The organism is Leucothrix mucor DSM 2157, assembly GCF_000419525.1.
Classification (GTDB): Bacteria; Pseudomonadota; Gammaproteobacteria; order Thiotrichales; family Thiotrichaceae; genus Leucothrix; species Leucothrix mucor.
Map to the genome: position 1 here is coordinate 3,918,788 of NZ_ATTE01000001.1, position 18,569 is coordinate 3,937,356.

Below are 18,569 nucleotides of genomic sequence, written 5' to 3' on the forward strand. Positions count from 1 at the left end.
CAATAGTTTAGGAATATCCCTCATGACCTTCGTTGTTACTGACAATTGTATCAAGTGTAAATACACGGATTGTGTAGAAGTATGCCCCGTGGATTGTTTTCACGAGGGTAACAACTTCCTGGTCATTGATCCAGATGAGTGTATTGATTGCTCACTTTGCGTACCAGAGTGTCCGGCAGAAGCCATTTTTGCTGAAGATGACCTGCCCGAGGATCAACTGCACTTTATCAAAATTAATGCTGACTTGTCGATCAAATGGCCTGTTATTAGTGAGATGAAAGATCATCCTGAAGATGCCGCGGAGTGGGATGGGGTTAAGGATAAGCTGCAGCACTTAGATCAGAGCTAAGCGCTTCAATCCAAAGCCGATAACCGTTTGTGCTTAAATGCAATCCATCCCCATTATGTAGGGTGGATTGCAGATTTCTGCTGCCATCCTTAAATTGTTCCCCAAGCGCTGAATAAGCATAGCCTTGGCTATCCGCTAGCCCTTTGATTCCTTCATTAAGCTCTGTGATTCGAGCATTAAACCCCGCAAACCCTAAGTGCTCATCCACCGGAAAAATGCCATGTACCAGCACCGGTACATCCTCCGGCAATGCCTCTAGTATCAACTTATAAGTCTCTAAAATCTTTGAATTGCTTCGATTAGTTCGTATCAGATCATTAATGCCGATATTAACCACTATCTTCAATGCGCGAGATAGTGACTGATATTGCGGTATCCGCTGCAATAATCCCTCCGTCGTATCCATGCCAATACCGTAATTAATAGCCGGATGCGCCACTGCTGCTACATTCAGCCCCTGCGTAATGCTATCGCCTAAAAAAATTACCGAACCCGCCTCAACGCTGCCATCCATTTGCAGATGGCTGCCCAACATATTGTCGTAAAACTGCCCCATATTCTTTGGTGAAATCAGGTCTAAGCCTAATTTGCGATCAATACGATACGGCAAGTCGGTTTTCAAAAGCGCTAGTGCGGCAAAAGCATGCAAGCCAATCAGCCAGATAACAATGAGAGTTTTAGTCATGTAACTATCATAAAGCCATTCCCTATTTGACGAAATATTCTGATACAGTTTCGACATCTTAATTCCTGATTTGATAAGGAGCATGCCCGATGACGATTGCTATTTTAAGCGCGATGGCGGAAGAAAACGCCTCACTAATGGCACATATGACTGATGTGCAAATTACTGAAGCCGGCCAGCGCACCTATTATCAGGGGCAGTTATGGGGCCAATCGGTCGTCGTCGTATTTTCGCATTGGGGCAAAGTGGCTGCGGCCAGTACAGTGACCTATCTAATCAGCTGCTTGGGCGTGGATGAAGTGATCTTCACCGGTGTAGCCGGTGGCATGGATCGCAGGCTAAAAGTCGGCGATATTGTGGTGGCGGATAAGCTCTATCAACACGACATGGATGTGCGCCCGATTTTGCCACGCCATGAAATCCCGCTATTAGGCAAAGCGGCGATGGATAGTGATGATGCGCGGCGTCCGGCTCTGCTGCAGGCGGCTCAGGATTTTGTAAATCAGGATCTAAACAAATTACTCTCACCAGAGCTTATTGATGAATTCAATCTACGCCACCCCGATGTCATCACGGCGGATATTGCCAGTGGCGATCAGTTTATTTCCAGCAATGAAGCGGTGCAGGATTTACGGGAGCGCTTGCCCAGCGTGGCTTGCGTAGAAATGGAAGGCGCTGCAGTGGCTCAAGTGTGTTCAGAGTTTGGCATTCCATTTTCAGTGGTACGAACCATTTCAGACTCAGCTGATCACTCCGCACACGTTGATTTCCCCAAATTTATACAAGAAGTGGCACAAGTTTACTCCTTGGGAATAGTGCGTAATTTATTATCAAAAATGTAGTACTTACAAAGCTATTAAATACTGGTTAACCTTTTAGGAATCAAAGGCTAAGCCTCAAAACGCGAGCAGCAAAAAAACGGTGCTTAGCCACGATCTACCCGCTTTTTAAAGCGCTCAGTCAGGTCAAACATTCCCTCCAACTCCCGCATACGCTTGGAAGTCTGCGGCCACAGCTTCTCTTCCAGCGCCACAATCAACGCTTCAACAAAAAACATAATCGTCACGCCAGAATCCCAACCAGAGCGCCCTTCAATCTTAATCGGCAGAATATGCGTGGCTTGCGCCGCAATTGGCGATAGCCACTGATCAGTAAACAAAATGATCTTCGCCCCACGCTCCGCTGCCAGTTGGCTTACGGTCAGCAAATCCGGCTCATAACGCCGCACATCAAACATCACCAATACATCATCCTGCTTAATTTTCAGCAAATGATGTGGCCACAGCGCAACCGAGGGTGGGAAGTTGTAAATATTTTCCCGCATGACCTCAAGGTGAGTATTCAGGTAGTGCGCAAAAGAAGTAGTAATGCGACCACCAACAATATGTACCGCGTGGTCCTCAGTAACAAGCAATTCAATCACCTGATCAAATAGCTCATGGCTGATCTGATTGAGCGAGTGGCGCAGGTTAGTGGTCACGGTATCGGCAACCGTGTTGAGCACGTGAGTACTCGGGGCTTCAGCCGCCCATTGATCATGCTTGGTAATTGGGTCAGAAAGCGTCTTTTGCAGCTCTTCTTTAAGCGCCTTCTGCAAGGTGGTAAAGCTGGTGTGGCCTAGCTTTTTCAGGGTGCGCATTACGGTTGGAGTAGAGACGCCGCTAGCGTCTGAAAGCTCAGTAATCGAGACCAACCCTGCCATCGGATAGTTGCCCAGCAAGTGGTTCGCCAAACGAATCTCCGCCGGTGTGAAATTTTTCATCTGCTGGCGGATGAGTTCGGCAATAGTCGAGGATTGCTCTTTTTTTGACATAAGTTCGGGCCTATTTTGGCGCTTGGTGTGATTACTTAATATGCTGATTTTTATGACTATTTCAATTAAATATTAAAATATTTGACATAATATTTGTAAGCTGTGTATATTTTTACAGGACTTTGACGGAGAAATCAAAAATAAGAAAGCCGCTCAGTATTTGGATACGTTTTGTTGCTTGATGACCTCACCATTGGAGAATTAACATGAATAAACGCCAGTTCCTGAAGACCGCAGTTACCACCGGAGGTGCAGTCGCCGCTGCAGCGGTGGCCCCACACGTTCACGCCGCTTCCAAAACTAAAATCAAATGGCGCTTACAAACTTATGCTGGCCCTGCGCTGGCAGAACACGTTATCAAGCCATCGATTGATGCATTCAACAAAGCCGCCAATGGCGAAATGGAAATCGAGCTGTACTATGCGGATCAGCTAGTGCCAACCGGTGAATTGTTCCGTGCCATGCAAAAAGGAACCATTGATGCGGTACAAAGTGATGATGATTCAATCGCTTCCCCCGTCGATATCTCCGTATTTGGGGGTTACTTCCCGTTCGCAACCCGTTACAGCTTAGATATTCCCGTACTGTTCAACCAATACGGCCTGAATGAAATTTGGGAAGAAGCTTACAGCGAAGTCAAAGGTGTGACCTGGCTAGGCGCTGGTGCCTGGGACCCTTGCCACTTCGCCACTAAAGACCCCATTACCAGCCTGGCTGACCTCAAAGGCAAGCGCGTATTTACCTTCCCAACCGCGGGCCGTTTCCTGAAGCGTTTCGGCGTGGTACCCGTCACTTTGCCTTGGGAAGATATTGAAGTAGCTATGCAAACCGGTGAGCTTGATGGTATCGCATGGTCGGGTATTACCGAGGATTACACGGTCGGTTGGGCGGATGTCACCAAATACTTCCTGACTAATAATATTTCCGGCGCATGGTGTGGTTCCTACTTCGCCAATGAAGACGCTTGGGCTAAAGTGCCAGAGCATCTGAAAGTACTGTTTAAGCTGTGCATGGATAGCTCGCACTACTACCGTCAGCACTGGTACTGGGGTGGTGAAGCTAAGCTGCGTACCGAAGGCACTAAGCTGGAGCTGACGTCAATTCCCGATGCAGAGTGGGCAACGGTTGAAGCCGAAGCGCACAAGTTCTGGGATGAAATTGCCGAAGTAAGCCCACGCACCAAAAAGGTCGTGGAAATCTTCAAAGCATATAACGAGACCATGTCCAAAGCAGGACGTCCGTACCGTTATGGTTAATCCGCTAGACGTTTGACCTTAGCGCCTCCCTTGTTCTGAGGGAGGCGACTCTTTCAACAATTTCTGGGTTGTCACCGTGTATAACGCTATTCAGTCATACGTGCGTTTCATCAGCAAATTCAATCGTGGCGTTGGGATTATTGCCATGTATCTGGTGCTGATGATGATGGGAATACTCCTATTTTCCTCGATCTCCAAAGGCCTTGGCTCACCGCAATATTGGGTCATTGAAATGGCGCAGTTCACCATGGCAGCCTACTATTTGTTGGGTGGCGCTTACACCATGCAAATGGACTCGCATGTGCGCATGGATGTGTTCTACGGCACCTGGACGCCGAAGCGACAAGCCACCATCGACGCGATTACCGTATTGTGTCTGATTACCTATCTGGTGTTATTGCTGTATGGCGGAATCTCCAGCACCACCTACGCGCTTGAGTATGGCCAGAAGAACTACTCCTCTTGGGCACCTTATATGGCACCCATCAAAATCATTATGACGTTTGGAATCTTTATGATGTTGCTGCAAGTGCTGGCAACTTTTTTCCAAAATGTCGCAGCCGCCAAAGGCATTCCCTTTGATATCAAGCAACACCCTGAGGATATTGTCGTATGAGCCATGAAATGATTGCCATCATGATGTTTTCAATGCTCATGCTGATGCTATTAACCGGGCAGCGAGTATTTGGAGCCGTCGGCTTTGTCGCAGTGGTTGCCGGATTGTTTTTATGGGGCGATGGCGGCTCCGAAATGGCCTTTAACGCCAGTATCAAACTACTAAACTGGTATCCATTACTGACATTGCCATTGTTTGTCTTTATGGGCTATATGCTCTCAGAATCCGGTATCGCCAGCGATTTGTATCGAATGTTACATGTCTGGATGGGCTCGTTAAAAGGCGGCTTGGGAATTGGAACCATTATCTTGATGGTGGCGATTTCAGCCATGAACGGGCTCAGCGTGGCGGGGATGGCGATTGGTACCAGTATCGCACTACCCGAAATGCTCAAACGAGGTTATGACAAGCGCATGGTAACCGGCGTCATTCAAGCCGGTAGCTCGCTAGGAATCCTCGTACCACCCAGTATTGTACTCGTCCTCTATGGCATGATCGCGCGCCAACCCGTCAGTCAGTTATGGCTAGCTGGCGTAGTTCCGGGGCTAATGCTGGCAACCATGTTTATCGGCTACATCGTGATTCGCTGTAAGTTACAGCCTGAGTTAGGTCCGGCTTTGCCTTTGGAAGAGCGCCAAGCCATTACGCGGCAGGAAAAAATCCGCTTATTGGGTGCGGGTGTGCTGCCATTGTTCATTATCTTCTCGGTAATTGGTTTGTTCCTGATGGGCTATACCAGCTTGGTTGAGTCCTCAGCCGTTGGTGCCTTAGTTGCCATGCTGGCCGCACTGGTTAAAGGCCGCATGAGCTTTAAAGTGCTACACACCACACTGCGTAAAACCTTAAGCATCAGTGGTATGTTCATGTGGATTATTATGGCGGCACTGTGTTTTGGTGCGGTATTTGATGGCTTGGGTGCCGTTAAAGCCATCGAAAGCTTATTCTTAGAAAAGTGGGGCCTCACGCCTTGGGAAGTGCTGCTACTGATGCAGCTGACCTACATCATTATGGGCATGTTCTTAGATGATACAGCCATGTTGGTTATCGTGGCCCCTCTGTATATCCCGCTAATTATTGCGTTGGACTTTAATCCGATTTGGTACGGTGTGCTATACACTGTGACCTGTCAGATCGCTTATATGACACCGCCCTTTGGCTACAATCTGTTCTTGATGAAAGCCATGGCCCCCAAAGAAATTGGGTTGGTGGATATCTATAAGTCGATCATTCCCTTTGTCGCGATTATGCTCGTGGCTTTATTCATACTGATGTTGTTCCCGCAGCTGACATTGTGGTTGCCTGAGCTCGTCTACGGAAGTAGGTAGGTGCATCATGGAACGGAGTGAACAAGTAGCCGCCTTGAGCGGTCTGGAACAGGCATCTGCGGTGGTTCATAACCCGCAAGGTGCCTCTGAAATCATCTTGGTCTGCGAACATGCCAGCCATTATATTCCCGCCGTGTTTGGCAATCTGGGCTTGTCGGATGATGAGCGCCTAAGCCATATCGGCTGGGATCCCGGAGCGGCAGCCACCGCTAAAAAGCTGAGTAAGCTATTGGACGCACCACTGGTGCTCCAGCAATACTCGCGCTTATTGTATGACTGTAATCGACCACCAGAAGTGTTGAGTGCCATCCCGCAGCGCAGTGAATACACGGAAATTCCGGGAAATATTGAGCTTAGCGCTGAGGAACGTGACTATCGGATTAAGCAGATTTATGATCCGTTTCATGCAGCAATAGATGGCTTAATTCGCGAGCACGTTGCGGCCGATAAACCCTATATCATCGTCACCATTCACAGCTTTACGCCGGTGTTTTTAGGCGCACAGCGGGCGGTTGAGTTAGGGGTAATCTATGCGCCAGAAAATCGCTTTGCCGAACGCTTTTATCAGCGCAGTAAAGCCATGTCTCCACGAGATATTCGAAGTAATGAACCCTATGGCCCGTCCGATCCGGTATTACACACGATCGGGCGACACAGCTCACCAAAGCATGGCGCGGTGATGCTGGAAATTCGTAACGACCTGCTCAGCAGCGATGCAGATCAGCAATACTGGGCTGGCTTTATCGCCAAAGCCTTGCACGCGACAATTAACGAGGAAAAATAATGACACCTGCCCTAACCCTGGATCAATTAAAAAACGAATTTGCAGAAGGCCTGATTGATACCGTGCTGGTGTGTCAGGTTGATATGCAGGGACGCCTGATGGGTAAGCGTTTTCATGCCGACTTCTTCCTGAAAAGTGGCTACGAGGAAACCCATTCCTGTAACTATTTGCTGGCAACTGACTTGGAAATGGAAACGGTTGAAGGCTACAAAGCCACCAGCTGGGATGCAGGCTACGGCGATTACATCATGAAGCCGGATTTAAGTACGTTGCGTCGCGTTCCTTGGTTGGAAGGCACAGCGATGGTGCTCTGCGATATTCTGGATCATCACACGCACAAGGAAGTCCCTCATTCGCCCCGTGCCATTTTGAAAAAGCAGATCGCTAGGCTTGAAGAGATGGGCATGCGCCCGATGATGGCAACTGAGCTGGAGTTTTTCCTGTTTGATCAGACCTTTGAAAGCGCCCAGGAGTCCGGCTACCGCAATATGAAGCTGGCCAGCGCTTACAATGAGGATTACCACATCTTCCAGACCACCAAGGAAGAAGATACCATTCGCGCTATGCGTAATGGCTTGTACGGTGCGGGCATCGAGGTGGAGTGTTCCAAAGGTGAAGCCTCAGCCGGTCAGGAAGAGATCAATGTAAAATACAATGATGCGCTGACGACGGCTGATCATCACACCATCGTTAAAAATGGCTGTAAGGAAATTGCTTGGGCCAAAGGTAAGTCCATTACCTTTATGGCGAAATGGAATTATTCTGCGGCGGGTAGCTCTTCCCATGTGCATCAGTCGCTGTGGGATTTGGAAGGCAAAACCCCACTATTCTTTGATGAAAATGCCGAATATGGCATGTCGGATCTGATGAAACATTACATGGCAGGCCTGCTGGAATATGCCGATGAAGCCACCTGTTTCTTAGCGCCTTACATTAACTCCTATAAACGTTTCCAGTCTGGTACCTTTGCACCCACTAAAGCGGTTTGGAGCCCTGATAATCGCACGGCGGCCTATCGCATGTGTGGCGAAAACAGCAAAGCAGTACGCGTGGAGTGTCGGGTTGGCGGGGCCGATTTAAACCCCTATCTGGCACTGGCAGCACAACTGGCTTGCGGGATTGCGGGAATTAATCAGAAACTGGAGCTGGCACCGGCTTATACTGGTGATGCTTATCTGGATGACTCTTTGAAAATCATCCCGAGCACCCTGCGTGACGCCACTGAGATGCTGGATAAATCGTCGATGTTCCGCGCCGCCTTTGGTGATGATGTGATTAACCATTATGTCCATGCTGCCCGTTGGGAGCAGACTGAATATGATCGCCGCGTAACCGACTGGGAAGTCGCCCGTGGCTTTGAGCGAGCTTAAACCCATGAAAATGATTCAATGTGTGTCGCCGGTAGATGGCAGTGTGTATGCGGAACGTCCGGTTGCTAGTGAGCAGGCCATTCGCGAAGCCTTTGCCGAAAGCCGCGCGGTACAGCAGGAATGGAAACTACTGAGTATTGCCGAGCGTGCTGTCTATTGTAATGCCGCAGTGGATGCGCTGATCGCCATGAAACCACGCATTGTGGAAGAGCTGGCATGGCAGATGGGGCGTCCGGTTGCATTTGGCGCAGGCGAAGTCGGCGGGCTGGAAGAGCGGGCGCGTTATATGATTTCGATTGCGGAATCCTCTCTGGCCGACCTTGATCCTGGTGAAAAGCCCGGCTTTGTGCGACGCGTTTCACGTGAAGCATTGGGCGTGGTACTGACCATTGCGCCCTGGAATTTCCCGTATATGACGGCGGTTAACTCCATTATTCCAGCGTTAATGGCAGGTAACACCTTAGTCCTAAAGCATGCGGCGCATACCTTGCTGGTTGCCGAGCGCTTTCAGGAAGCGTTTGATCAAGCCGGTGTACCAAAAGGCGTATTCCAACATTTAGTCATGGATCATGAGCAAACCGCTGAGGTGATTAGTGGCGGTATGGTCGATATGGTGTGCTTCACTGGCTCTGTTGGCGGTGGTAAAGCCATGGAAGCAGCTGCTTCTGGTGCCTTTATTCCGGTTGGTTTGGAGTTGGGCGGTAAAGACCCTGCTTATGTTCGTGCTGACTGTAATCTGCAACATGCCATTGAAAATCTGGCGGATGGAGCATTCTTTAACAGCGGCCAATCCTGTTGTGCGATTGAGCGAATTTATGTGCATGAAAGCATCCACGATGAGTTTGTAGCGGGTTTAGCAGCCGTTGCCAGCACCTATGTGCTTGGAAACCCTTTAGAGTCTGAAACAACGCTGGGGCCAATGATTAAACCCGCTGCAGCAGACTTTGTTCGTGGGCAAATTAAAGAGGCACTCGCCGCTGGCGCAACAGCGCATGTGGATACCAGCGCCTTTGAGCGTGAGCAGGAAGGTTCTGCCTATATGGCTCCGCAAGTATTGAGCGATGTGACGCACTCTATGTCCGTAATGCGCGATGAAAGCTTTGGTCCAGTTGTTGGCGTGATGAAGGTCAGCAGCGATGAAGAGGCCATTACGCTCATGAATGATTCAGAGTTTGGCTTAACTGCGGCAATTTGGACGGAAGATGTTGCCGCCGCAGAGCGTATCGGCGCACAATTAGACACCGGTACGGTGTTTATGAATCGCTGTGACTATCTTGACCCTGCGCTGGCATGGACTGGCGTTAAAAACACCGGTCGTGGATGTACGCTTTCAGCGATGGGCTATGAATCACTCACGCGGCCTAAGAGCTATCATTTCAGAACGCAAACCAGCTAATTTTTATTACATTATTGACCAAAGGAAACCCTGATGACCGCGTATGACTACATTGTGATTGGTGCCGGTTCGGCTGGCTGCGTAGTCGCAAACCGTTTAAGTGCCGACCCTAAAGTCTCGGTGTGCCTGATTGAAGCCGGTGGCCCAAATCAGAACCCGTGGGTGTCGGTGCCAGCGGGTGCCTTTGTGCTCTATGGCAATAAAAAATACGACTATACCTATCAGGGTGCGCCACAAAAGCATTTGGCCAATCGGGTGATTACAGTCAACCGTGGCAAAGGGCTTGGCGGCTCCAGTGCGATTAACAGCATGGTGTATATCCGTGGAAACCGTAAAGATTATGACACGTGGGAAGCTTTAGGCTGTCGCGGTTGGTCGTATGATGATGTGTTGCCTATTTTCAAAAAGCTGGAAAACAATCAGGTCGATCAATCATCGGAGTTTCATGGTTTCGAGGGTGAGTTAAGCGTTGTTCAGCCACAGGAAACCAATGAAGTTGGTCATATGTTTGTGGCAGCTGGTAAGCATGCCGGATTACCAAAAAATGATGATTTTAATGCCGAATCGCAGCTGGGTCTTGGCGTATACAATGTTAAGCAGCAACGCGGCGAGCGGGTGAGTAGCTATACGGCGTTTATCAAGCCAGTGCTTAAACAGCGCCCGAACCTGACTGTATTGACGCAAACCGAAGTGCTCTCGCTTAATATCGAAGGCGATCGGGTAGTCAGTGTCAATATCGAGCAGCAAGGTCAGGCATCCGTGCTGACCTGTAATAAAGAAGTAGTCCTAAGTGCCGGTGTGATTGCCTCGCCACGTATTTTGCTGGCTTCCGGCATTGGTAATAAGTCTGAGCTTGAAGCCTTGGGCATTGAATGCAAACACGATGTGCCGGGCGTTGGTGAAAACCTGCAAGATCATATCGACAGCATGGTTACCGTGCGCTCCAGCAGTGCCAAATCCATTGGTGTATCGCTGCGAACTCTACTACCTCATGTGCTCCCTGCCCCATTTAAATATTGGCTACAGCGCAAAGGCTGGTGGACGACTAACTACGTTGAAGTGGGCGGCTTTGCAAAAACCAAATTCGCCGAAGCCACGGGCGATGACCCGGATATTCAATTCCATTTTACGCCCTTATTCCGCAGTCATCGTGGCCGCAAGTTTGAGTTTGGGCATGGCTATTCCTTATTCACCTGTGTGCTGCGCCCCAATAGTACTGGCTCGGTAAAAATGGTGAATGATGGCATGCATCGCAATATGCTGATCGATCACAACTTCTTTGCCGATGAGCAAGATCGCAAAGTGCTGGTTGAGGCGGTTAAAAAAGCCCGTGAAGTACTAGCCTCGCCAGTGTTTGATGAGATCCGTGGCGAAGAAATGGCACCCGGCAAACACATTCAAACCGATGAGCAGATTTTGCAGTACCTGAGAGAGACGGCTTCGACGGTTTATCATCCGGTTGGTACCTGCAAAATGGGTGTGGATGAGATGGCGGTGGTCAGTCCAGCTGATCTGAAAGTCCGTGGTATGCAGAACCTGCGAGTCATTGATGCGTCGACTATGCCCAAGCTGATTAGCGGCAATACCTCCGCACCGTCTATGATGATTGGTGACAAGGGTGCGTCGATGATCTTAGCGGATCAGGCGTAGTGTCCTGATTTTTAGCGCTTCTCTGAACAGTTTTCGTAAGCGCTGAAATAATGGCAGATGGCTATATTGCTGGTGCTGAATAATATCGATATTGGCATGCCAAGCAACTTCCTCGAACTCAATAGGCACACGACTTATAAACATATCGCTTTTACCGATGGTATCTAATTGGTAGGTATCCTGATATTAGATGAAAATGGTCACTCTGTCCTATTAACGCTTGGAGTTGTTAATTATGAAAAACAGAGAACGCGTTTTTCATGCCGTGTCATTTGAAATTATATTGCTGGCTATTTTTATTCCCATGTCAGCCTTGGTCACGCAAAAACCGTCGGGTGATTTAGCCATTGTTGGCGTCTCGCTAAGCCTGTTGGCCGTTGCTTGGAACTATGTCTACAACATTGGCTTCGACAAACTGTTTGGTGCAGAACGCATTCAGCGGGGCATGAAGTTGCGGGTGTTGCATGCGGTATGCTTTGAAGCGGGAATGGTGGTGCTGGGTGTGCCATTAATTGCCTGGATGCTGCAAATCAGTTTGCTGGCGGCAATTATTCTGGAAGCGGGCTTTTTGGTGTTTATTCTGATCTATACCCTGCTGTTTAATTGGCTGTATGACCATTACCAACCTTATAAAAACTGGTTTGGCGAGCAGAAAGCCTAAAGTAGAGAAAGCTGTGGGGTGGTTTCAGTGTCTTTTGGAATCGCCCGCACCGTGTCATTCAAACGGATGATACCGGATTGAATCACGCTGGCCGTAATACCACCATGGCCACGCACTGCGTTATAACCGCCATCACCAAAGACTGTTTCCATAAAGGAACAAGGGTGGCATAAGCCGGTGAATTCTAAGATTGCATCGCCGATTTGAAAGCGCCGACCTTTAAGTGCCAACAGGTTTAACCCACTCACACAGATATTGCGGCGTAGTAAGGCAGGATCAACCGAGTCGCGCGCTAATAACGATGCCATAACCGGTAAATGCTCAGCTTGAATCAGTGTAACTTGGCGTTTTCCGGCGGTGCCTGCGTAACGATCACCAGCTAAGCCCATGTCTTTGATGGCTTCTACTTGTTGAACGATATCAATAGTGGCACGGCGATATGGGCGTAAGCCAATCCAAGTGACGGTACCAGTTTGTGGGAGCATGTTGAGTAGGGTTTGGATGGTTATCATTATTTTCTCCTCATCCGATAATATGCAATTAGAAACCTATGACTATCGATTTCGTAAAATTATCGGTCAGTATTATAAGTAATCTGACCCTAGTATGGCTTTGAGGCGAGTGTTTTACACATTTATTCATAACCAGTATGATTGAGTATGAATTTTAACTAGGGAAGCAATCATGATTAGACACACTATTTCCGTTCCTGAGCCGATGAGCCATTATATCGAGAGTCAAATCACTTCGGGAAAATACGGCAATATCAGTGAGTTCTTTCGCGATCTTATTCGTCGAGATCAAGAGCGCCATCAACTCGCTATTCAGGAGCTTCGCAAGATGGTTGATGCAGCCGAAGCAAGTGGCATAAGTACGCTATCTATGAGCGATATCAAGGCTGAAGCATTGCGTGATATGGGCATATGACGGTTAGGTTTACTGAGGATGCAAAGTCCGATATTAAAGCAATCTACATCTACTCTTATCAAAACTTCGGACGACAGCAAGCCGACAAATATTTTGATGCACTTAGTGAGAAAATGGAAACCCTGTCAGATGTCGTTATCTGCTCGGACTATAGCTTTGTAAGAGAGGGGTTGAAGCGTCTAAACCATCAGAGTCATGCGATTTATTATCGGGAAGATGAGGATGATGTATTGGTGCTGATAGTGTTACATCAGCGGATGGACCCTGCTCTGCATATGAGAGATGAACCGACTTAGGGTCGCTACAAATCCGCTAAATAATCAACGCCACCCAGTTGCCGCATTTGCTTTTGAATCGCTTTACGCCGCTTAAGAAGATACCGAGTGGGTTTAGTTACGCTATAAGTCGCTGGTGACGGCAGTACGGCTGCCAGAGCGGCTGCATTTTCAGTAGTAATCTTATCAACCGGCTTCTTCAATAAGTTCGCCGCTGCCGCACCCACGCCATAGTCCGCGGCGCTAAACTGAGCAATATTCAAATACACTTCTAAAATACGGCGTTTGCTCCACAAAGCATCAATCAAGATCGCTAAGCCCCACTCGAGACCTTTGCGCACATAGCTGCGGCCACTCCAGAGGAACATGTTTTTTGCGACTTGTTGAGTAATGGTGCTACCGCCTTTTGCGGATTCGCCATTGAGAGAGGCTAGTATTGCGGTTTTAGTTGCTTCACGATCTATTCCCCAGTGCTCAGGAAACAGCTGATCTTCAGAGCTCACCACAGCCAATGCGACTTCAGGTGGTATCCGCTCCATGCTTACCCAGTGATGGCGAACGGCAGGAACGTCTTTATCCAACCAGCTAGAGACTGTTTGTTGCATCATAAATGATGAACTAGGCAATGGCACCCAACGGAAAATGATGATCAACAAGATTGCGACCATCAACAAGCCGAGAGGTAGGCGCCATAACCAATGTAGCCAAGCGGTTTTGAACCGCTTAGGCTTATTCAAGGGGGCTACTAAATCAGTCCCACTTCAACGCCCCACCCGTTTGGTATTCTGTCACACGCGTTTCAAAGAAGTTTTTCTCCTTCTTCATATTCGCTTGCTCATCCAACCAAGGAGTGCGGCTTTGTGCGCCCGGGAACGGCTCTTCTAAGCCCAGCTGACGTGCACGGCGGTTCGCAATAAAGCGGAACTGCTCGATATGATCATCCGCGCTATAACCCAGAATCGGATCACGCAGAATGTAACGTGCGTAACCAGCTTCAGCAGCTTCAGACTCATCCCACATCTTGCGGATTTCTTTAGGATCAAGACGAACGTCATTCTCCAGCAGAATCTGCTTCACCACACGAATACCAAAGGATGCATGCATCACTTCGTCACGCATAATGTACTGCAGCTGCTCGGAGGTGCCTTTCATCAAACCACGACGTTGCAATGAGAAGATTGGAGTAAAGCCGTTGTAGAACCAGCTGCCTTCGAAGATGCCAGAGAAGAACATGTAAGACATCACAAAGCTGTTCAGATCGTCCTGATTTTTCAGGTCCATATCTGAGCGCATTACATCTTCCAGACGGCGGTTAGCCAGCTGAATCTTCTGGTTGATCTGTGGCACTACGCGGTAGCGATTGTAGATCTCGGCCTGATCCAGACCTAAAGTCTCGATGCAGTGCTGATAAGTCCAGGTATGCAGTGCCTCTTCATACACCTGACGTGCCTGATAAATTTGCAACTCCGGCGCAGTCATCTTTTCCATGACGGCTAAACCGATATTGCGCATTGCCAGAATGTCAGACGTCGTCAGATAAGCCAGTACGTTTTCATATACGTGCTTCTCTGCATCCGTCAGGGTGTGATTGTAGTCATGCACATCCTGCGCCATATTGATATCAAGCGGCGTCCAGTGATTCTTGTTGGCATTCAGGAAGTATTCCCAAGCCCAAGGGTACTTGAACGGTGCCAATTGATTGACATCGCCTTCACCATTAATCACACGCTTATCATTGGCGTTGAATGCGGTCATTACCTTGCCGGTAACGCCCATTTGCTCTTGCAGCATGCCAGTCTTAGCCTCAGTAGCGACTGCGGGTGCAGCAACCACAGGCTTCGGCTCTGCGATGACCGGCTTAACGGGCTCCGGAGTAGCAGTGCGTGCCTCGCTCAGCGCATTGCTGACCGAGTAAGACTGTAGAACAGGGGCAGCCGGCTTGGCTGCCTCCGTAGACTTATTCGCCGTTGCTGGCGATAGTGGGTTGTCCCAATTTAGCATGGTGCGTTGTTCTCCTTTTCTGCCGCGTAGTATTCAGTCGCGCGGTTGTCTTTTTCATACGGTTTGCGGTACTACGGGATGCAAATTTACGTTTTACTGACATGCTTCACACTCTGGGTCTAGGATTGAACAAGCACTAGGTGCCGCTTTTGGCGCGGCATTATCAGGCAGTTCGCGACTAGATGCAACTGGTTCGTCACCAGAAGTTTTCTCCATGTGAGTAGCGCCCATAGAACGCAGATAATAGGTAGTTTTCAGGCCGCGTACCCAAGCCAGCTTATACAGATTATCCATTTTAGAACCGGATGGCTCAGCCATGTACAGGTTCAATGATTGACCTTGGTCGATCCATTTTTGACGACGGCTGCCCGCTTCAACCAACCAACGAGGGTCGATTTCAAAGGCGCTCGCGTACTTTTCACGAACATTTGCCGGAATGCGATCGATCTGCTGCAAGCTACCATCGAAGTATTTCAGGTCGTTGATCATCACGTCATCCCACAAATCCAAGCTCTTCAGCTCTTCAACCATGTAAGGATTCACAACCGTGAACTCACCCGACAGATTCGATTTAACATACAGATTCTGATAAGTCGGTTCGATCGACTGACTTACACCACAGATGTTAGAAATCGTCGCGGTAGGAGCAATCGCCATCACGTTCGAGTTACGCATGCCGTCAGCTTGTACTGATTTACGCAGCGTGTCCCAATCCAAAGTGCTGGACTTGTCGATTTGCAGGTAATCACCACGCTCTTTTTGCAGCAGTTCCAGAGAGTCGATTGGCAAAATACCGCGATCCCATAAAGAACCTTTGAAGCTTGGGTATGCGCCACGCTCTTTAGCCAGCTCGTTCGATGCATTGATCGCAAAGTAAGACACTGCTTCCATACTGGTATCAGCAAACTGCACGGCACCTTGTGAGGCATACACTAAGTCCTGCTTGTACAGCGCATCGTGGAAGCCCATCAGACCCAAACCAACCGGGCGATGTTGCAGGTTAGAACGACGCGCTTGTGGCACGCTGTAGTAGTTGTAGTCGATGACGTTATCCAGCATACGCATCGCAGTCGTTACTGTTTTCTTCAGTAACTTCATGTCCAGACCATTCTTAGTGGTATGCGCTGGCAGGTTGATTGAGCCTAGGTTACAAACCGCAATCTCATCTTCGTTAGTGTGCAAGGTGATCTCAGTACACAGGTTTGAGCTGTGAACCACGCCAGCGTGCTGGTTGGTGTAACGAATGTTGCAAGGATCTTTAAAGGTGATCCAAGGATGGCCTGTTTCAAACAACATGCCCAACATCTTACGCCACAAGTCTAGCGCCTTGAGTTTCTTGAATAATTTGATCTCGCCGCGTGCTGCTTTTGCTTCATATTCAACATAACGCGCTTCAAAGGCAGAACCAAACAGATCATGCAGATCTGGGGTGTCATCGGGTGAGAATAGGGTCCATTCGCCCTCTTCTGCAACACGCTTCATGAACAAGTCAGGAATCCAGTTCGCGCTGTTCATATCGTGCGTACGGCGACGATCATCACCGGTATTTTTACGCAGCTCGATGAACTCTTCGATGTCTAAGTGCCAAGTTTCCAGGTACGCACATACTGCACCCTTACGCTTGCCGCCTTGGTTGACTGCAACAGCGGTATCGTTAGCCACTTTCAGGAATGGAACCACTCCCTGTGATTTTCCATTAGTGCCTTTGATGTGTGAGCCTAAGCCACGCACTGGCGTCCAGTCGTTACCCAAGCCGCCTGCGTATTTAGATAACAGTGCGTTATCTTTAATCGCATCGTAAATGCCGCTCAAGTGATCTGGAATCGTCGTCAGGTAGCAAGAAGACAACTGAGGGCGCAAGGTACCTGAGTTGAACAACGTTGGCGTACTGCTCATGAAGTAGAAGCTAGACAGCAGATCGTAAAACTCGATCGCACGCTCTTCACGCTGAACTTCATTGATCGCCAGACCCATTGCCACACGCATAAAGAAAATCTGTGGCAGCTCAAAGCGCACGCCATCGGTATGGATGAAATAACGGTCGTACAGTGTCTGCAGGCCAAGGTAAGTAAACTGCTGATCGCGCTGTGGCTTAATCGCATTACCCAGCTTTACTAGGTCATAACGGCTTAGTTCGTCATCAACTAATTCCAGCTCAACCGCTTTGCGGATGTATTTAGCCAGCATTTCAGGGTAGATGCCCTTCATCTCAGCCTGAGTCGCGTCAGTTGGGCGACCGTTTAGCAGTGTAAGCCCTTCAGTGCGGATGGTATCCATCAGTAAACGTGCGGCAACCTGAGAGTAGTTAGGATCTTTTTCGATCATCACGCGAGCAGACATGACCAGTGCAGATCCAACGTCTTTCTCTTTGATGCCATCAAACAGATTGCGAGTTACATCAGTCATCAGTACGTCAGCGCTAACGCCTTCTAAACCAGAAACGGCTTCATTGATGATTTTCTTCAGACGCTTCATATCCAAAGGCTTAGTGTCGCCATTCAGAGACACAACGTTGATAACGTTTGCCACGGCTTTCTTGCCTTTGCCAGTTGGCTTAACTTCTTTCTCAGCACGTAAACGTGAACGCTCTTCGCGGTATAACACGTAGCTACGAGCAACTTTTTGCTCGCCAGAACGCATCAGCGCCAGCTCAACTTGGTCCTGAACATCTTCGATATGCACCACGCCGCCATCTGGCATGCGACGGAACAATGAATCGCCAACTTGAGCGGCTAATTCTTTAACTTCCTTATGAACGCGGGAAGAGGCTGCAACCACGCCACCTTCAACTTCCAGGAATGCTTTGGTCAAAGCGACTTCAATTTTGCTTTGATCAAACGGCGTTACACTGCCATTACGGCGAATAACTTTATAGTTACTGTCAACTGCCTGAGGCTTGTTGGCGGTGTTTGCTGCAGGCACGAGTGCCTCTTGTGGAAACTTAAGATTGTCGCTTGCTGCGCTCATCGATTATGCCCTTTATGCCTTTGATCTAGCAGGTTTTAGCCTGCATTTAAAAACTGTGTTGTAGATTATTGCCGATGATTAAGAATAAGACCAACGACAAACAGATTGTCGGTCACTATATCATGGCCCAGTTGTGACTAAAACTACAATTTGTGCTCGCAAAGGGCCTTGGAAAACTATAGAGTGTGTTGAATCGACGTATGAACTACTACATGTAGTGTTTACTCTTGCAGGCAAGCTGTGAGTAAGTTGTGGATAACCGCTGTAAAACAATCGTATAACTCTATTCTCCAATAAGTTAATATCAAGCCATTAAAGTGCTGAAGCAAAGGGTTTTAAAAGCTTTCAGGATTTGTTTTTAGATAATTTTTCCCGTCGTCAATATTCGTTCTGACTGAGCTTATCGGTTTTGACGTTGGCGGAGTCTAGTTGTGGTGGTGATTAGTGTCTATTTTATTTGATTAAATTTTTGAATAGCGTCATCAATCAGCACA

The 18,569-nt window shown here is 48.6% G+C and carries 18 protein-coding genes; 12 read left to right on the forward strand and 6 right to left on the reverse strand.

Going from position 1 to position 18,569, the window contains the following annotated elements:
• Nucleotides 1-22 precede the first annotated feature (22 nt).
• Nucleotides 23-349: a ferredoxin FdxA gene (gene fdxA / locus LEUMU_RS0117840; RefSeq protein WP_022953663.1), complete on the forward strand. Its 327-nt coding sequence runs from the start codon at nt 23-25 to the stop codon at nt 347-349.
• Here the strand turns inward: fdxA and LEUMU_RS26705 are convergent.
• The gene (locus tag LEUMU_RS26705) at nt 315-1,034 is read right to left on the reverse strand and encodes a GDSL-type esterase/lipase family protein (protein WP_022953664.1); all 720 of its coding nucleotides are present in this window, start codon (nt 1,032-1,034) and stop codon (nt 315-317) included. The two genes, fdxA and LEUMU_RS26705, sit on opposite strands and share 35 nt — an antisense overlap.
• 89 nt (nt 1,035-1,123) lie before the next feature.
• Here LEUMU_RS26705 and LEUMU_RS0117850 point away from each other — a divergent pair, with 89 nt between their 5' ends.
• Nucleotides 1,124-1,876 carry a 5'-methylthioadenosine/adenosylhomocysteine nucleosidase gene (locus LEUMU_RS0117850; RefSeq protein ID WP_022953665.1) on the forward strand — a complete coding sequence of 251 codons (753 nt, stop codon included), beginning with the start codon at nt 1,124-1,126 and terminating at the stop codon, nt 1,874-1,876.
• 83 nt (nt 1,877-1,959) lie between these two features.
• On the opposite strand, the gene LEUMU_RS0117855 is transcribed toward LEUMU_RS0117850, so the two are convergent.
• Nucleotides 1,960-2,847 (reverse strand): MurR/RpiR family transcriptional regulator, encoded by an 888-nt coding sequence (locus tag LEUMU_RS0117855; protein ID WP_022953666.1) that lies wholly within the window; start codon nt 2,845-2,847, stop codon nt 1,960-1,962.
• 206 nt (nt 2,848-3,053) lie between these two features.
• Here LEUMU_RS0117855 and LEUMU_RS0117860 point away from each other — a divergent pair, with 206 nt between their 5' ends.
• The 8 genes from LEUMU_RS0117860 to LEUMU_RS0117900 all read left to right on the forward strand — a co-directional run bounded on the left by LEUMU_RS0117860 (nt 3,054) and on the right by LEUMU_RS0117900 (nt 11,905).
• Complete coding sequence (locus tag LEUMU_RS0117860; RefSeq protein WP_022953667.1) at nt 3,054-4,103, forward strand: TRAP transporter substrate-binding protein; 1,050 nt, start codon at nt 3,054-3,056, stop codon at nt 4,101-4,103.
• 76 nt (nt 4,104-4,179) lie between these two features.
• A complete protein-coding gene (locus LEUMU_RS26710) occupies nt 4,180-4,719 on the forward strand; it encodes a TRAP transporter small permease subunit (RefSeq protein ID WP_022953668.1) in 540 nt (179 codons plus the stop codon).
• Complete coding sequence (locus LEUMU_RS0117870; protein WP_022953669.1) at nt 4,716-6,044, forward strand: TRAP transporter large permease; 1,329 nt, start codon at nt 4,716-4,718, stop codon at nt 6,042-6,044. Before LEUMU_RS26710 ends, LEUMU_RS0117870 begins: the two co-directional genes overlap by 4 nt.
• Nucleotides 6,045-6,051: 7 nt before the next feature.
• Nucleotides 6,052-6,828, forward strand: coding sequence for an N-formylglutamate amidohydrolase (locus tag LEUMU_RS0117875; RefSeq protein WP_022953670.1), 777 nt, complete (start codon nt 6,052-6,054; stop codon nt 6,826-6,828).
• A complete protein-coding gene (locus LEUMU_RS0117880) occupies nt 6,828-8,198 on the forward strand; it encodes a glutamine synthetase family protein (protein ID WP_022953671.1) in 1,371 nt (456 codons plus the stop codon). The genes LEUMU_RS0117875 and LEUMU_RS0117880 overlap by 1 nt, the downstream gene beginning before the upstream one ends.
• Before the next feature lie 4 nt (nt 8,199-8,202).
• On the forward strand, nt 8,203-9,594 hold the full coding sequence (locus tag LEUMU_RS0117885; RefSeq protein ID WP_026744893.1) for an aldehyde dehydrogenase family protein: 1,392 nt from the start codon (nt 8,203-8,205) through the stop codon (nt 9,592-9,594).
• Nucleotides 9,595-9,627: 33 nt separating this feature from the next.
• A complete protein-coding gene (locus LEUMU_RS0117890) occupies nt 9,628-11,244 on the forward strand; it encodes a GMC family oxidoreductase (protein ID WP_022953673.1) in 1,617 nt (538 codons plus the stop codon).
• 235 nt (nt 11,245-11,479) lie between these two features.
• Complete coding sequence (locus tag LEUMU_RS0117900; protein ID WP_022953675.1) at nt 11,480-11,905, forward strand: PACE efflux transporter; 426 nt, start codon at nt 11,480-11,482, stop codon at nt 11,903-11,905.
• Here the strand turns inward: LEUMU_RS0117900 and LEUMU_RS0117905 are convergent.
• On the reverse strand, nt 11,902-12,417 hold the full coding sequence (locus LEUMU_RS0117905; RefSeq protein ID WP_022953676.1) for an MOSC domain-containing protein: 516 nt from the start codon (nt 12,415-12,417) through the stop codon (nt 11,902-11,904). The genes LEUMU_RS0117900 and LEUMU_RS0117905 overlap by 4 nt on opposite strands.
• Nucleotides 12,418-12,589: 172 nt before the next feature.
• Between LEUMU_RS0117905 and LEUMU_RS0117910 the strand changes: the two genes are divergently transcribed.
• Both LEUMU_RS0117910 and LEUMU_RS0117915 read left to right on the forward strand, forming a co-directional pair.
• Entirely contained in the window at nt 12,590-12,832 is a 243-nt protein-coding gene (locus LEUMU_RS0117910; protein ID WP_022953677.1) for a type II toxin-antitoxin system ParD family antitoxin, read from the forward strand.
• Nucleotides 12,829-13,128, forward strand: a complete 300-nt coding sequence (locus tag LEUMU_RS0117915; RefSeq protein ID WP_022953678.1) for a type II toxin-antitoxin system RelE/ParE family toxin — start codon at nt 12,829-12,831, stop codon at nt 13,126-13,128. Before LEUMU_RS0117910 ends, LEUMU_RS0117915 begins: the two co-directional genes overlap by 4 nt.
• A gap of 5 nt (nt 13,129-13,133) precedes the next feature.
• Here LEUMU_RS0117915 and mtgA read toward each other — a convergent pair whose 3' ends face one another.
• The 3 genes from mtgA to LEUMU_RS0117930 all read right to left on the reverse strand — a co-directional run bounded on the left by mtgA (nt 13,134) and on the right by LEUMU_RS0117930 (nt 18,075).
• The gene (gene mtgA, locus LEUMU_RS0117920; RefSeq protein ID WP_026744895.1) at nt 13,134-13,844 is read right to left on the reverse strand and encodes a monofunctional biosynthetic peptidoglycan transglycosylase; all 711 of its coding nucleotides are present in this window, start codon (nt 13,842-13,844) and stop codon (nt 13,134-13,136) included.
• 13 nt (nt 13,845-13,857) lie between these two features.
• Entirely contained in the window at nt 13,858-15,108 is a 1,251-nt protein-coding gene (locus tag LEUMU_RS0117925; RefSeq protein ID WP_022953679.1) for a ribonucleotide-diphosphate reductase subunit beta, read from the reverse strand.
• A gap of 93 nt (nt 15,109-15,201) precedes the next feature.
• Nucleotides 15,202-18,075: a ribonucleoside-diphosphate reductase subunit alpha gene (locus LEUMU_RS0117930; RefSeq protein ID WP_022953680.1), complete on the reverse strand. Its 2,874-nt coding sequence runs from the start codon at nt 18,073-18,075 to the stop codon at nt 15,202-15,204.
• Nucleotides 18,076-18,569 lie beyond the last annotated feature (494 nt).

What these genes read in the sequence shown, in the direction of transcription:
- LEUMU_RS0117910 (WP_022953677.1), top strand. Translation starts at nt 12,590, where the DNA reads ATGATTAGACACACTATTTCCGTTCCTGAGCCGATGAGCCATTATATC.
- LEUMU_RS0117860 (WP_022953667.1), top strand. Translation starts at nt 3,054, where the DNA reads ATGAATAAACGCCAGTTCCTGAAGACCGCAGTTACCACCGGAGGTGCA.
- LEUMU_RS0117900 (WP_022953675.1), top strand. Translation starts at nt 11,480, where the DNA reads ATGAAAAACAGAGAACGCGTTTTTCATGCCGTGTCATTTGAAATTATA.
- LEUMU_RS0117930 (WP_022953680.1), bottom strand. Translation starts at nt 18,075, where the DNA reads ATGAGCGCAGCAAGCGACAATCTTAAGTTTCCACAAGAGGCACTCGTG.
- LEUMU_RS0117875 (WP_022953670.1), top strand. Translation starts at nt 6,052, where the DNA reads ATGGAACGGAGTGAACAAGTAGCCGCCTTGAGCGGTCTGGAACAGGCA.
- LEUMU_RS0117925 (WP_022953679.1), bottom strand. Translation starts at nt 15,108, where the DNA reads ATGCTAAATTGGGACAACCCACTATCGCCAGCAACGGCGAATAAGTCT.
- LEUMU_RS0117885 (WP_026744893.1), top strand. Translation starts at nt 8,203, where the DNA reads ATGAAAATGATTCAATGTGTGTCGCCGGTAGATGGCAGTGTGTATGCG.
- LEUMU_RS0117850 (WP_022953665.1), top strand. Translation starts at nt 1,124, where the DNA reads ATGACGATTGCTATTTTAAGCGCGATGGCGGAAGAAAACGCCTCACTA.
- LEUMU_RS0117915 (WP_022953678.1), top strand. Translation starts at nt 12,829, where the DNA reads ATGACGGTTAGGTTTACTGAGGATGCAAAGTCCGATATTAAAGCAATC.
- LEUMU_RS0117905 (WP_022953676.1), bottom strand. Translation starts at nt 12,417, where the DNA reads ATGATAACCATCCAAACCCTACTCAACATGCTCCCACAAACTGGTACC.
- LEUMU_RS0117890 (WP_022953673.1), top strand. Translation starts at nt 9,628, where the DNA reads ATGACCGCGTATGACTACATTGTGATTGGTGCCGGTTCGGCTGGCTGC.
- LEUMU_RS0117880 (WP_022953671.1), top strand. Translation starts at nt 6,828, where the DNA reads ATGACACCTGCCCTAACCCTGGATCAATTAAAAAACGAATTTGCAGAA.
- LEUMU_RS0117855 (WP_022953666.1), bottom strand. Translation starts at nt 2,847, where the DNA reads ATGTCAAAAAAAGAGCAATCCTCGACTATTGCCGAACTCATCCGCCAG.
- LEUMU_RS0117870 (WP_022953669.1), top strand. Translation starts at nt 4,716, where the DNA reads ATGAGCCATGAAATGATTGCCATCATGATGTTTTCAATGCTCATGCTG.
- LEUMU_RS26705 (WP_022953664.1), bottom strand. Translation starts at nt 1,034, where the DNA reads ATGACTAAAACTCTCATTGTTATCTGGCTGATTGGCTTGCATGCTTTT.
- fdxA (WP_022953663.1), top strand. Translation starts at nt 23, where the DNA reads ATGACCTTCGTTGTTACTGACAATTGTATCAAGTGTAAATACACGGAT.